The organism is Hydrogenobaculum sp. (genome assembly GCF_049967395.1).
GTDB lineage: Bacteria > Aquificota > Aquificia > Aquificales > Aquificaceae > Hydrogenobaculum.
The window spans coordinates 1-14,023 of the sequence record NZ_JBMFST010000040.1; the positions used below are offsets into that span (position 1 = coordinate 1).

General features: G+C 35.6%; 15 protein-coding genes, 2 tRNA genes and 1 pseudogene. 6 read left to right on the plus strand and 12 right to left on the minus strand.

Annotation, left to right across the window (positions count from 1 at the left end; translation table 11 throughout):
• From ACP5S8_RS06225 to ACP5S8_RS06235, 3 genes are all read right to left on the minus strand, one after another.
• On the minus strand, positions 1-382 hold a 382-nt coding region (locus ACP5S8_RS06225; RefSeq protein WP_461876125.1), incomplete at its 3' end, for a radical SAM protein.
• Entirely contained in the window at positions 370-702 is a 333-nt protein-coding gene (locus tag ACP5S8_RS06230; RefSeq protein ID WP_461869866.1) for a YraN family protein, read from the minus strand. The genes ACP5S8_RS06225 and ACP5S8_RS06230, both read right to left, overlap by 13 nt.
• Entirely contained in the window at positions 699-1,433 is a 735-nt protein-coding gene (locus ACP5S8_RS06235) for an SAM hydrolase/SAM-dependent halogenase family protein (RefSeq protein ID WP_461876126.1), read from the minus strand. Before ACP5S8_RS06235 ends, ACP5S8_RS06230 begins: the two co-directional genes overlap by 4 nt.
• Before the next feature lie 185 nt (positions 1,434-1,618).
• Between ACP5S8_RS06235 and dnaA the strand changes: the two genes are divergently transcribed.
• The gene (dnaA, locus tag ACP5S8_RS06240; protein ID WP_461876127.1) at positions 1,619-3,076 is read left to right on the plus strand and encodes a chromosomal replication initiator protein DnaA; all 1,458 of its coding nucleotides are present in this window, start codon (positions 1,619-1,621) and stop codon (positions 3,074-3,076) included.
• Here the strand turns inward: dnaA and ACP5S8_RS06245 are convergent, their stop codons facing one another.
• On the minus strand, positions 3,077-3,880 hold the full coding sequence (locus ACP5S8_RS06245) for a sulfite exporter TauE/SafE family protein (protein ID WP_461876128.1): 804 nt from the start codon (positions 3,878-3,880) through the stop codon (positions 3,077-3,079).
• Positions 3,877-4,227 (minus strand): methionine--tRNA ligase subunit beta, encoded by a 351-nt coding sequence (gene metG / locus ACP5S8_RS06250; protein ID WP_461869871.1) that lies wholly within the window; start codon positions 4,225-4,227, stop codon positions 3,877-3,879. Before metG ends, ACP5S8_RS06245 begins: the two co-directional genes overlap by 4 nt.
• A 59-nt stretch (positions 4,228-4,286) precedes the next feature.
• On the opposite strand from metG, the gene ACP5S8_RS06255 reads away from it, so the two are divergent.
• From ACP5S8_RS06255 to cdaA, 3 genes are read left to right on the plus strand one after another with little or no spacing between them, the layout of a single operon-like run.
• Positions 4,287-5,735: a glycogen synthase gene (locus ACP5S8_RS06255; protein WP_461876129.1), complete on the plus strand. Its 1,449-nt coding sequence runs from the start codon at positions 4,287-4,289 to the stop codon at positions 5,733-5,735.
• Positions 5,735-6,922 (plus strand): dihydropteroate synthase, encoded by a 1,188-nt coding sequence (folP, locus tag ACP5S8_RS06260; protein ID WP_461869873.1) that lies wholly within the window; start codon positions 5,735-5,737, stop codon positions 6,920-6,922. The genes ACP5S8_RS06255 and folP overlap by 1 nt, the downstream gene beginning before the upstream one ends.
• The gene (cdaA, locus tag ACP5S8_RS06265) at positions 6,915-7,661 is read left to right on the plus strand and encodes a diadenylate cyclase CdaA (RefSeq protein ID WP_461876130.1); all 747 of its coding nucleotides are present in this window, start codon (positions 6,915-6,917) and stop codon (positions 7,659-7,661) included. The genes folP and cdaA overlap by 8 nt, the downstream gene beginning before the upstream one ends.
• On the opposite strand, the gene ACP5S8_RS06270 is transcribed toward cdaA, so the two are convergent.
• The 7 genes from ACP5S8_RS06270 to ACP5S8_RS06300 form a co-directional block, all read right to left on the minus strand.
• Positions 7,658-9,040 carry an efflux transporter outer membrane subunit gene (locus tag ACP5S8_RS06270; protein ID WP_461876131.1) on the minus strand — a complete coding sequence of 461 codons (1,383 nt, stop codon included), beginning with the start codon at positions 9,038-9,040 and terminating at the stop codon, positions 7,658-7,660. The genes cdaA and ACP5S8_RS06270 overlap by 4 nt on opposite strands.
• A 1-nt stretch (position 9,041) precedes the next feature.
• Positions 9,042-10,133 carry an HlyD family secretion protein gene (locus ACP5S8_RS06275; RefSeq protein WP_461876132.1) on the minus strand — a complete coding sequence of 364 codons (1,092 nt, stop codon included), beginning with the start codon at positions 10,131-10,133 and terminating at the stop codon, positions 9,042-9,044.
• 24 nt (positions 10,134-10,157) lie between these two features.
• A complete protein-coding gene (locus ACP5S8_RS06280; protein ID WP_461869877.1) occupies positions 10,158-10,865 on the minus strand; it encodes an ABC transporter ATP-binding protein in 708 nt (235 codons plus the stop codon).
• 1 nt (position 10,866) lies between these two features.
• Positions 10,867-12,009, minus strand: coding sequence for an ABC transporter permease (locus tag ACP5S8_RS06285; RefSeq protein ID WP_461876134.1), 1,143 nt, complete (start codon positions 12,007-12,009; stop codon positions 10,867-10,869).
• Between the two features lie 85 nt (positions 12,010-12,094).
• Positions 12,095-12,167: transfer RNA gene (locus ACP5S8_RS06290), tRNA-Ala, on the minus strand.
• A 5-nt stretch (positions 12,168-12,172) separates the two neighbouring features.
• Positions 12,173-12,245 (minus strand) — tRNA-Pro (locus ACP5S8_RS06295).
• A 187-nt stretch (positions 12,246-12,432) separates the two neighbouring features.
• Entirely contained in the window at positions 12,433-12,918 is a 486-nt protein-coding gene (locus tag ACP5S8_RS06300; protein ID WP_461876136.1) for a septal ring lytic transglycosylase RlpA family protein, read from the minus strand.
• A gap of 272 nt (positions 12,919-13,190) precedes the next feature.
• Between ACP5S8_RS06300 and phoU the strand changes: the two genes are divergently transcribed.
• Positions 13,191-13,853: a phosphate signaling complex protein PhoU gene (gene phoU / locus ACP5S8_RS06305; protein WP_461876137.1), complete on the plus strand. Its 663-nt coding sequence runs from the start codon at positions 13,191-13,193 to the stop codon at positions 13,851-13,853.
• A pseudogene (locus ACP5S8_RS06310) lies at positions 13,813-14,023 on the plus strand (histidine kinase); the annotation flags it as partial. The gene phoU and the pseudogene ACP5S8_RS06310, both read left to right, overlap by 41 nt.

The window sequence follows — 14,023 nt, forward strand, 5'->3', positions numbered from 1 at the left end:
GCCACAAAAGATGTTTTTCGTTAAAGCTTTGCACACCAAAGCTAAGTCTATTTATACCAACATCTTTAAGCGCTTTAAAATCTTCTTTTTCATAATCTTTTGGATTTAGTTCCATTGTTATCTCTTCTACTTTTGATAAATCTAGTAAGCGATTTAGCTTTTTGAAAAATTCATCGTAGGATTTTGGTTTAAAGATAGAGGGGGTTCCGCCTCCAAAGTATATGGTTTTTACGTTAAAATCAAAGTTGTAAAGCTTGAGTTCTTCTATTAGAATATCAAAATAAGAATCGTCTTCTTTTTCTACCACAGAATAAAAATCACAGTAATGGCATTTTGATGAGCAGTAGGGTATGTGTATATAAAGGTGTTCTACCAAAGGCATACGTTTTCTAAGTGTGAGATTTGATTTTTGTAGATAAAGATAGCGTCTATTTGGATATCATCTGGGCTTATGTTGTTTGAAAGCGCATACTCTGTAAGGCAAAGTCTTATTCTTTCTAACTTCTTTTTGTCTATCCTATCTTGAGGAAGTCCGTATAGGTTTGTGTTGTTGCCTTTTACTTCAAAGGCTATTAGTTTGTTTGATTTTGTGGCTATTATATCTATCTCTCCTCTTTTGCATCTGTAATTTCTTTTTAACACCTTGTATCCTTTTTCTAAAAGCCATGAAAAAGCCATATCTTCAAACTCTTTACCCTTCATGTTATTATCTTAAAATCTTTAGCACTTATAAAATCTTTGAAAGAACCTTGATTTATAAAAAATTCCATGTAGCCAAAACTTCCACAGGTAATACCAGGGTAGTTTTTTGGAGCTTTTGAAAAATACTCAAAGTAATCTATTTTCTTATCTTCTATAAGAGCGTATTTTAATTCTGTGCATTTTACGTTTGTAATGGCGTTTCCAAACCTATCGTAAAAGAGTATAACGCCTTCTATTATACCATCTTTAAATGTTGGCTTAGGAATGTTTAAACTGTATTGGTACTTAATTGAAGGTCCTAAAAAATCTATACTTCTTAGTTTGTGAATCCATGCTGATGCTGGGGCAAAAATGTCTCTACCGTGGAACGTACTTGATACTGGTTTTAATACATAAGGGTGATTTGATATATCAACGCAGTAAGGAGTCTCTTCAAACACCATATCAAAGATACCGTTCATAGGTCCTACAAAGAAAAAATCTTTGTATTTGCAAGCTATTGGTAATCTTGAGGAACCAACTCCTGGGTCCACCACGCACATAAATACGGTTTCTTTGGGAAAGTACTTGTAAGACGCAGATAAGTAAAAAGCACCTTTTAATACGTTGAAAGCATCTATATTATGTGTAATATCTATTATTTCAACATTTTTTTCCACAGAATAAATTACTCCCTTTACGATACCTACAAAGGGGTCATCTGTTCCAAAATCAGTTAAAAGTGCTATCATTCAATTAAGTATAGCATACTTTTTTAACATAATTTCTGTTTTATGCCTCATTTTAATAGCTGGATTTTGTTTTATTAATTTTTTATTAAGGTTCTTTAAGCATTTAGATAAAAATATAAAAGGTATTGATAAGCTTCTGTTTTTTTGTATTTTTAGCACTGCATAGGACTATATATTTAAAAGATATGAACAAGAACCTAAACCAATTTAAAAAAATAAGGGTAAATAAGAAAATTGAAGTTTTTGGTGTTTTAGGATTTTTAAATCAAAAAAATACCGAGAAAGACTGCAAAGACATATGGGACAACATACTTGTTTGTATAAGTAAGAAAATTGACAAACCTACAATGGCCCTTGTTAAAAGCTTAAAACCAGTAGCTATTGAAGGAAAAAGCATAGTACTGGAATGCCCTACAGAACAATCAAAAAACTGGATACATCAAACCCTTGGCAACATGCTAAGAGATGAAGCTTACAAGAAAGGCTTCTCTATAAAGCTTGTGGTAAAAGAGCAAAACAATTCTGATATGGACACAAGTTATTCAGCTTACAAGTATGCCACGGCCTACGGCGATGGTGTTGATGAGCATAGCGCCATAGACAAAGATGTAAAAAATAAGAGTGCTTTTAAAGAAGGTATATCTTCTAAGTATACGTTTGATAACTTTATAGTGGGCAAGCAAAACGAAGTGGCCTATAGGGCTTCTTTAGAAGTGGCTACAGACGAGAATTCTATATATAATCCTCTTTTTATATATGGGAAAGTAGGAAGTGGCAAAACGCATCTTTTGCAAGCGATAGGTAACAGAGCTTACTCTCTTGGAAGAAGCGTTATATATATATCCATGAATGATTTTACAGAGGAGATGGTATATTATTTAAAAGCTGGCAACATAATAAGCTTTAGAGAAAAATACAAAGGCGTAGATATTTTACTTATAGATGACATACAGTTTTTGTCTGGTAAAGAACGCACGCAGATGGAACTTTTTAACATATTTAACTATCTTTTTCAATACAACAAGCATATAGTATTTGCAAGCGATAAGCATCCAAGGGATATAAAAGATATCTCCGAAAGGCTTGTAAGCAGATTTGAGGGTGGTCTTTTGGTGGAAACAAGTATAGACGATCAAATAAAGCTATCCATTATAAAGCAAAAAATTCAGATTTATGGGTTAAACGTAGACGAAAGGCTTATATCCTATATAAAAGACAATACCACCAACAACGCTAGGGAGATTGAAGGTCTTGTGCTTCAGATAAAGGCAAAGGGCGTTTCTATATTAGAAGCTTATAACTCTGCCACGGGCTTAGACCAAAGGATGCCAAATACCAGCAAACCAAAAGAAATAAGCATAGACAAGATTAAAAAAGCCGTAGCAAACTATTTCAACGTTAGTATAGATATTTTTAATAAAAGCTATAAAAACAAAAAGTACGCTACGGCAAAACATATAGCTATCTTTTTATCAAGGGAGTTTACTGGCTTTTCCCTTGCTGAGATAGCAAAGGCTTTTAACATAAAATCTCATTCCAGCGTTAACCATTCTATCAAAAAGATAGAAAAGGAGGTAAAAGAGGACAAAGCGATTCAGTACTCTGTATCCTCTTTAAGAGAGATTTTAAGAAAGCTAGATTGATTATCTTATGTTTTTGTATATAATATATAAGCCTACAAGTATAACTGCTACAGCATAAAAGGTTTTTAGTTTTTTTGCGTTTAACCGAGTTGCCAGTTTCACACCTAAAAACCCGCCCAAAAAACCACCCGCTAGATAACAGATAGCTATGAGAAAATCTACCTCGTGCTTTGTGGCGTATACTATAGCGGTTGTTATTCCAAACATACCTACCGATATCAAAGAGGTGCCAATGGCTTTTATAGTGCTTAAGTTGGTGCTAAAGAGTAAAGCCGGTACTATCAAAAAACCACCGCCTATACCAAAAAACCCTGATAGAATACCGACAAAAAATCCAGACAAAGCTATTAAAATAGGATTTCCCGCAACACCTTCTTTGTGAAACTCTTTCTTTTCTTTGGTAGACATTACGTAGAAAGCGATAGCTATCATCATAAAACCAAAGGCTATCAGCAGGTCTTTACCTTTTAGAGATGCTCCTAAAGACGCCCCTAAAAAAGAGCCAACTATACCAGGAATTGCAAATATAAAACCTTCTTTTATGCTTACATTTCCATGTTTGAAATGAAATATAGAGTTAATGAATGCGTTTATACCTACTGCCAATGCCGTACTGCCTATGGCAAGATGTTTTACTGCATCATCTTCTTCAGGGTTTAGATTTTGATTGTCAAGACCTACAAAATAAAGCAATAGCGGAACCGCCAATATAGAACCACCGCCTCCTATAAGAGAAAGTATAAGCCCTACCAATACGCCGGATATTACTGATAACGCGTATTGAAAAAAGGTTATATGTATCATCTTGCAAAAGTGCCGTCTTTTACATCTTTGTCTGGCACTATTAAGGAGAAGTTCTCCCCATCTGACAGGGCTAATACCATTCCCTGAGATTCAAAGCCCATCATTTTTCTTGGTTTTAAATTGTATACTACGAGGATTTTTTTACCAACCAATTCCTCTTTGTTGTAATACTGTTTTATCCCTGCTAATATTGTCCTTTTTTCATCTCCTATCTTTACTTCCAATTTTAAAAGCTTATCGGATTTTGGCACTTCTTCCACATCTAAAACTTTAGCTAAAGCCAGTTTTATCTTTGAAAAATCTTCTATACCTATTAACTCTTCGCTTGCAGTATCTTTGTTCTCCATGTAAATATTATATAATTTTTTGTTTCTTAAAGGCGTTGTTTGTATGGTAAAATTAAAATATGAACATATGTTTCGTGGCTACTGAATGCGAGCCTCTGGTGAAGGTGGGTGGGTTGGGTGATGTGGTCCAGTCCTTGGCAAAAGAGCTTGTAAACTTAGGGCATCAAGTTTCGGTAATACTTCCGTTTTATAAATCAATAAAAGCCAAAAATGTTCAATTCATCACACAACATACGTTAAATTTAGGCGGTGTGTATTACGATTTTCATATATATAAAACCCAATTAGACAATATAGACATATTTCTCATAGACCAAAAGACGTTTTTTGGAAGAGAATATGTTTATGGTACTCCAAAAGGTCCTTACGAAGACAATTATCTTAGGTTTGCTTTTTTCTCGTTGGCTTCTTTGGAAACACTGTCTCATATTTGCCACACTCCAGATGTAATACACATACACGATTGGCATACAGCGCTGGTGGCCGTTTATAAAGATTTATATTTTAAGCATCTTGAAGAGACTGCTACTGTGCTTACTATACACAACATAGCTTTTCAAGGTATATTTCCGAGTTATATTTTGCCTCAAATAGGTATACCGTGGGAACTTTTCAATCCAGAAGATTTAGAATTTTACAATCAGGTTAATTTTTTAAAAGGCGGCATAGTGCATTCTGATGTTATAACCACTGTAAGCAAAACGCACGCTAAAGAAATTCAAACAAATATGGGCTTTGGCCTTGAGGGTGTGCTGAGGGAGAAAAGATACGTTTTTGGGATTTTAAACGGAATAGACACCGAATCTTGGAACCCCGCCACAGATAAAAGCTTGCATCAAAACTACGATATTAATACCTTTAAAGCGGGCAAAGAAAAAAATAAAATATATGTAAAAGAACTTTTTGGGCTTGAAACACCTCACACAAGGCCTTTGGCAGCTTTTATAGCAAGGCTTGCAAAACAAAAAGGGCTTGATTTGATAGAAAAAGCGATAGACGATGCTGTAAAAATAGGGTACGATTTTATATTTTTAGGCTCTGGAGATTATTATTATCAGGGTAAAGTGCTTGATATGGTTAAAAGAAACATGGGTTACGTTGCAGCCAGAATAGAGTATAACGATATATTATCCAGAAAGCTTTACGCTGGAGCTGATATGTTTTTGATGCCCTCTGAATACGAACCTTGCGGTATAGGCCAAATGATTGCTATGAGATACGGAGCTATACCAATAGTGCATAAAACTGGAGGGTTGGCTGATACTGTTGTAGATTATCACGAAGATAACGAGCACGGTACCGGTTTTTCCTTTGAAGATTACACTTACAAAGATTTTCTTTATACTATGGCAAGGGCTATGATAGTTTATCAGAAAAAGTATATTCCAGAGGACAACGAATGGTATAACATTGTTTCGAATGCTATGTCTCAGGATTTTTCTTGGAGAAGAAGTGTCCAAGAGTATATAAAAATTTATAAAACCGCAAAGCTCATAAAAATGCACTGATGAAAATAACATTTTTAAACACATCAAAAGAGGTTCACGTATATATAAAGAGAAATATTCATTACAGTATTAAAACAGAAGACGTATCCAAGATAGTGCCATCTTACGCTGTAAAGTTTGAGGGCTTTTTAGAAAAAAATGTGTTGGAAAATGCCGCTCGTTTTGGTGTATTTTGCCACAATCAGGGGAAATATGCGTTTGTTATAGGAAACAAGTTTAGTATTTTTGAGCTTTTAAAAGCCACAAAACCAAGAATAGCTCAAGAACTTATAAAGCATATCGTTAATTTTGATAAAGAGCATCGCTACAACGTATCTTACAATACAAAAGTTTTGCACCTTTCAGACATGAGGCCACTTGTAATGGGAGTTATAAATATAACCAAGGATTCCTTTTACCCGCCTTCAAGAGTAGATGAGAAAGATATACTTTTTAGAGTGGAAGAGTTTATAAAAGAAGGTGCAGATATAATAGATATAGGAGCTCAGTCTACTAGACCGGGTGCAGAGGAAATAACTTCTGAGGAAGAAGTTTATAAGCTTTTAGAACCCTTAAAAAAGATAAGAAAAGAGTTTAAAAACGTGTGGATATCTATAGATACGTATTTTTCTAATACTGCTAGAGTATGCCTTGAAGAGGGTGCAGATATTATAAACGATATAAGCGGTGGAGTTTTTGATGATGATATGCTAAAAACTATAGCTATCTACAACTGCCCTTACATCATAGGACATTCTTCATCATACAAACCAAATCAGTGGCCTCATACAGATTTTGAGTATGAGGATATAACTCTTGAGATTATAAATCATTTTAAAAGCCAAGAAACGAAGCTTTTAGAACTTGGATATAATCTTTTTAATGGAATTATCTTAGACCCATGTATAGGCTTTGCCAAAAAACCTATGCACAACTTAGAAATTTTAAATCAGATAGAGGCTTTTAGAAGTCTTGATAGGCCAATTCTTATAGGTACTTCAAGAAAATCTTTTATAGGTATAGTGATAAAAGAGTTTTTACAAAAAGAGTCTATGCCAGGTCCAGAGCAAAGGCTTATTGGAAGTCTTGGGTCTATAGCTCAGAGCATCACAAAAAACGCTTGCCATATTGTAAGAACGCACGATGTAGCCGCTACCAAGGAGTTTATAGCGCTTTTGGATGCAGTAAGGAATTATCATTATGCGTGAGATACTTCATTTTATCACCTTTAAAGATATTATAGATATTGCTTTAGTCTATTTTCTTGTATACGAAGTTATATACTACATGGCAAAATCAAGAGGGGGCCAAATACTAAAGGGTGTAATTGTAATAGCTCTTATTTGGATGTTGTCTGAAGCCTTAGGGCTTAAGACGATGTCTTTTATTTTTGAAAAACTTTGGACTTTAGGTATAGTGGTTCTTGTTATAATATTCCAACCAGAGATAAGAAGAGCGCTATCAAGATTAGGAGAAAGAACAAGTATCCAAAAAAACACTCAAGCCACCCAAAAGGTGATAGAGCGTATAGCGATGGCCTGCTCTTTTTTATCCCAAAGGCAAATAGGAGCTCTCATAGTCATAGAAAGAAGCCAAAGCTTAGAAGATATCATAGATGGCTGCTCTTATATAGATGCTGCTGTATCTGTAGAACTTCTCATAACGATATTTTATCCTATGACACCTTTGCACGATGGTGCCGTTGTAATAAAAGAAGATAAAATATTGTATGCTTCTTGTGTTTTGCCTTTATCAAAAAATAAAGACCTTCCAAAAAAATACGGCACAAGACACAGGGCTGCGGTAGGTATAACCGAAGAGTCAGACGCTATAGCAGTGGTGGTATCCGAAGAAACAGGTGATATATCTTTTATAAAAGCTGGTGTGATAACGAAAGTGGAAAGCTCTGATATGCTAAAAGAATATTTAGAGAAAGAGTTAAGCTAATACCCCAAGACGTTGTAAAGAGATGATATATCTTGTATAAGCTTTAACTTCTGATTTAGAAGGGCTTTTCTAGATTCAATTAAGTTTGTTTTATAATTTAGTAAGCTTGCGTATGTTATAAGCCCTGCTCTGTAATTTGCAAGAGCTATACGGTATTGATCCAAGGTAGTTTGATATGATTTTTTTAGGCTTTTATAATTAATATCATCTGTTTTGTATTGAGCTATGGCGTCATCCACTTCCTTAAAAGCGTTTAGAACAGTTTGTCTATAGTTTAATATGCTTTCAGCTAGTTCTACTTTTGAGGCTTTGTATAAACCTAAGTTTTGATTCCAGTTTAGTATAGGAGTTAAGATATCAAGACCAAAATTCCAGGATATGCTTGGTTGTGTAATGAGTTCGTTTAGTTTTTGAGATTGATAGCCGTAGCTTCCAGTGAGATTGAAAGAGGGAAAGAAGTTCGCCAAAGCCACTTTCTTCTGATAGGCACTTGATATAACGTTATACATAGCCTCTTTTACATCAGGTCTTGTCGCTAATACCGTTGATGGAATAGCATTTGGTATCGCAAAGCTCTTAGGCATAGTGCCGTATATTGAAAATTTAAAATCCTCTGGATACTCTCCCAAAAGGTAAGCAAAGGCGTTTACCAACACCTTTCTTTGGGCTTCGTAGGTTTCTAACGTTTGTTCTAAATTTAGCAATGAGCTTTTAGCTTGGTCTACACTTTGATAAGATGTGAGCCCAGCTTTGTAATTTGTTTTTGCTATCTCCAAGTTTTTCTTTGCTATAGTTATTTCTTTTTCTAAAAGCCTAATATAATGTGCGTTTTCTACTATTTGATAATAGTTGTTTACGGCGTTCATAACAAGGGCGTTTTTGATGGCTTTGGCTTCTTCTTTTGATATTTTTACATTTTCCTTGTAGTATCTGTAGGCGTTTAGAGCCTTTGCAAAAAGGTCAATCTCATAAGAAGCATTTACAGAAAGGTTGTAGGTGGTATAAGGGGGGATGTTAAAAAACCTCCCGGTGGGTGTGCGTCTAGACAATTTTTCTTTTGTGGCAGAGGCGTTTAGATTAAAGCTTGGAAATAGGACAGAGGAGTTTTCCAATGCGTAAGCCTTTGAGAGTTCTATATTTTTAAGAGCTATAAGGTAGTTTGTATTGTTTTTAAGAGCTAAGTCTACGTAGTAATCTAGTGTTTTATCGTTGAAAGTTTTCCACCAATCCTTGTAAAGGTTTTGGTCTTTTTCATATTTTGAAAGCTTTTCTTTAAAAGCGCTTGGATACTTTATAGATACGTTTGTTGGCTTTGCATAAAAAGCGCAAGAACTAAATAAAAAAGACGCCAACGTGAGTGCCAAAATGCTCTTTTTCATATCATTTGCCCTCTAAATATATATCCACAAGCTGTCCTGGATAAAGGTTTACGTTTTTAGGCTTTTTAAATCTAAATATTACTGGTAGCACTCTCACATCCACTCTTTCAGTAGCTTGGTCTGATAGTTCTATCTTTGGTGTAACGTATGGTTCTACCGCTACAAATTTAAGCGGTACAGATACGTTTGTTCCCCTTATAAACATAACAGCCTTTAAATCTTTGATAGGCGGAAGCTTTGCAAGAAGTATTTCATCTATAAACGCTCTAACTTGAAGCTCTCCGTTGGGACTTTGGCCAAGCCTTACAGGTGTAACATAGGAATGTGTATAAGTATAATAAACGCCAGAGGGCGATACGTAGTCACCTTTTTCAACGTTTAGCTCCAAAACGGTGCCAGATACCGGTGCTTTTACCGTATATCTTTTTAAAAGCTCCAAAGCGCTTTGATAAGCATGCTCATCGGCTTTGTAAAGTTGATACTGGGTTTTTATATCGTAGCTCCAAGCCCCTGCCTTTGTGAGTTCATAGTTTTTAATGGCTACTTTTAGATTCTCTTTTGCCTCTTTTAAAGCGTTTTTTGCGTTGTCCAAATCTTGTTTTGATACAGATTTTGGGTTTAGCTTGTAAGAGTTTAAAAGCTTTTCATAGTTTGATTTTGCATAATCAAGCTGCGCTTTGGCATAATCTACTTGAGCCTTTGAAACGGCCAAAACTTGAGGTCTTGGTTCATGTAAAAGCTCTTGATACTTTGTGTAGTCTGCTTGCACCTGATGGTAAAGCTGTTTTACCGTTTGAGCTTGTACGCTGTCATCCACTTGGAAAAGAGGCTGTCCTTTCTGCACAAACTCCCCATACTTTACAAATACTTTTGTTACATTTCCAGATACCTCAGGGTATACATTTATGCTTTCACCACTGGCTTGGACTGGTTCTATTATGCCGTTTGCATAAACACCGTTTTTAAAAGGATTTTTTGTCATATATACGGGTGGTGGCGGTTTCGGAGCCGAGCCGTATATGTGAGCACTTATAATTCCAGCTATGATACCAAGAATAGCCAAAGCTATCAAAATTTTTGTTTTCGTGTTCATTTTTGCCTCCTAAAAGCCAAAAATCTAATGTATTTCATTTAAAGAAGCCTCTTTTATAACACCGTCTTCCATATGCACTATTCTAGTGGCATCTTCAAATATCCTGCTGTCGTGGGTTATAACCAATATAGTCCTTTCTGGTGTAAGCATTCTTTCTTTTATAAGCTGCATAACTTTTTTACCGGTATCTCCGTCTAAAGCGGCGGTAGGTTCATCCAAAGCAAGTATGGTAGGGTTTGTAGCAAGGGCTCTTGCTATTGCCACTCTTTGCTGCTCCCCGCCAGAGAGCTTGTAAGCTGGTAATTCATATTTTGATTCTGGAAGCTGGGCCATTTGAAGTTTCTCTTTTGCCAAATTTATGGCTTTGTTCCAGTCTTCACCTTTTAAAATAAGAGGTATGGCTACATTTTCTAAAACGCTCAACCTAGGAAAAAGATGGTAATCTTGGAAAACAAAGCCTATGTTGTTTAATCTAAACCTTGCCAGCGAATCTGTATCCAAAGACCATATGTCTGTGTCTTTTACTATCACCTTACCGTTGTCTGGTCTTAAAACCCCAGATATTAGGCTTAAAAATGTGGTTTTACCAGAACCAGAGGGCCCAACTATGTAAAGCATCTCACCGTAGTATATGTCTAAGCTAACATTTTTAACCGCACAGGTTTTTGCTTCACCAGAGCCAAAGCATTTTGTGAGATTTTGCACTCGTATGGATATCTTTTTGTTATCCATCTTATCCCCTAAACACTTCAAAAGCCTCTACTTTTAACACCTTTCTTACCCCTAGAAAACTGGCAAAGGCTGTTATAAATACAACCATCACCAAAGCTGCTAGCATATTACCATATCCAAGCATAGCAGCATAATTTGGAATTTTAAGATGTCCTAAAGCTATCATCGATGAAGACAAAAGCACTCCAACCCCGTACCCAACAAAACCCACCAAAACCGCTTGAATTACTATTATAAAAACAAGCTCTTTTCTAGTGGCACCTATGGCTTTTAAAGCTCCAAATTTTTCAAGATTTTCCAAGACAAAGGTATAAAACGTTTGACCTGCTATGGAAAGACCTACTATAAAACTTACCAGTGTCATGATGAGCACGTTCATACCAAAACCTGTTTTAAACATGTAAAAATGGGCGTTTATCTTGGTAAATTCTTTAGAGGTTAAGGCTCTATAACCAAGCTTATCTATAGCTTTTTTAATCTCCGGTATGTATTTGGGGCTTTTAATCTTTAAAAGTACGTAAGATATCGTAAACCTTGTAGTAGGTAAATCTTCTGTAGCTCTTGTATAGGTAGTATATAAGGTTGGGTTTCCGAAAAGCCCAGACATTGGATTTTTGCCAAATCCCACAATCACCCCTTTATGATCGTTTATCTCAAATGTAGAGCCTATATGGACATTGCCTAGCTTTTTTAAATCTGCATCTTTTATAGCTATAAAAGCATAACTTGAATATATATCGTTTATATTCCCCTTTATCATGATTGGTCTTCCCATCAAAGAAACGTCGTCAAGGCCCACTATATCTACGGCTTGGTATCTTCCGTTTGGAAGTTTAACAGTTCCGGCTCCGACGTATATAGGAGCAGCGTAAAGAACTCCAGGTAGGCTTCTTGCATAATCAAGCACATAATCAGGAAGTGGTATATTGTCTTTTGAGTTGTCCACACTTTTATCCATAACCCACATATCAGCGCCGGTATCGTATATAGTAGAGCCTGATTTTGCTATAACACCAAAAAATACAGATGTCATTTGAAGCATCAAGAAAACCGCAAATCCGACACCCATAATAAGAGTAAAAAATTTACCAGAGTCCCCAGTAAGGAGTTTTATAGCTATGGTCCCAAGACCCTTTAGGTTCATATCAATATTATTATATAAAGTAGTTGATGTTTTTCTATGATATATGACTGACGATTCAGTTTATTATATTCAATTCAAAGCATTATGGAGATGAGGGGAGTTGAACCCCCGACCTATGCCTTGCGATGGCATCGCTCTCCCAACTGAGCTACATCCCCTAACATCGGGGTGACAGGACTTGAACCTGCGGCCCCAGGCTCCCGAAGCCTGTGCTCTACCACCTGAGCTACACCCCGTATTATAATAATTATAAGCTTATTTGATTATAAATATGCTAGGATTTTATAAAAGCATCTATACCCGATACCAATCCACCAGGGCTTCTAACAAATGTAAGTGGGTCTGTTCCTCTGATAGCCAGAGGAATCCTGTTGGCAATTATAACCAGCTTCATAAATGAATAACACCACTTAAATATCTAGCTTACGAATCCCTAGATGTCCTTATGATGTCTTTTATTATATCCACCTTTTTCTTATAGGCGTAAGAACAGCTTAGAGGCATTACCCTTACTCTTGCTACTCCTTGAGCTAGTATGCCTATGGCTTTAGCTGCTCCGTATGAAAGATCTAAAGCTCTGCCTCTAACGTATGGTCCTCTATCTACTATTTTCACCACCACGGATTTGTGGTTTCTTGGATTTTCTACAAAAAGCATTGTGCCAAACGGCAGCGTTTTAGAGGCGGCAAAATAAAGATCGTGATTGTAAACCTTGCCGCTAGCAGTATAAACACGTCTTGAGTGTCCATACCATGATACATAAACAGTTTTAGAATAGCAGTCCCTTTGGACTGTATTTGCTTTTGCTTCTGAGCCTACGCCAAGAATCAGGAAAGCGCTAAGTATTAGCGCTATATGTTTCCTCATTCCTGGAAGTAAGCTCATGAGAATACCTAAACGGTTTCCCATGATAGCTACCTCCTAAAAAATTTTTAATATCGCTAACTCATGGGTATAAGGTTAACATTTTTTTATTTTGTTTGTCAAGAGCAAGTTGTAGTTTTTACACTTAAGTTTATGTAAATATGAAGTTTTTTATATAATTATTCAACCAATTTTATACTATACTTCAACATATATTAAACTATAAGATGTTTAACTAACGTTTTATTTTATGTTTTATTAAAAGCCAAATACAAAAATTAACGAAATCTTAACAAAAAGGTTATAATATTTAATGTATGAAGTTTTTTGAAGAATTAGAAGAGACAAAAAAAGAACTTATAAAAATGGCTTCTATGGTGCAAACTGCCATAGAAAAAGCCATGAAATCTTTGCTAGATCAAAATGTAGATTTAGCTGAAGAGGTCATCAAGGGAGATGATGATATAGATTTGATGGAAGTTAAAATAGAGCAAGATTGCATAAGAATGGTAGCCCTTTATCAACCAGAAGCTAGCGACCTTAGGTTTGTAATGGGGGTATATAAAATTGTATCAGACCTTGAGCGTATGGCAGATGAAGCAGAAAACGTAGCCCAGCGCTCTATACTGCTTTCTCAAGAGCCGCCTTTAAAACCTTATATAAATCTTACTATGATGTCTGATATAGCAAAGGAGATGGTTAGCGATAGTGTTATAAGCTTTTTACAAAAAGATACAGAGTTAGCTAAAAAAGTTATTCAAAGGGATGATATGGTAGATGAGCTTTACCACCAGCTTGAAAGAGAGCTTATAACATATGTTATGGAAGATCAAAGAAATATAAAAAGAGCTATATCTTTGGAGATGGTGGCTAGGCATTTTGAAAGGATAGCCGATCACGCTGAAAACGTAGCGGAGATGGCTATATATCTGGTGCAAGGTGAGATGGTTAAACATAAACACATTCAAGAAAAAAGTTAATTTAGTTTTAGGGCTTTTAGTATTATTAATAGTATTAGCTTCAAACGTAGGTTTTGTACTAAATTTAAAACATAACCCTTCTATAAACATATACGCTTTTCTCGCTATCATCAATATAAACCTTTTTGCTCTTTTGCTAGCCGTTGTTATCATCTTTAGAAAATTCATCA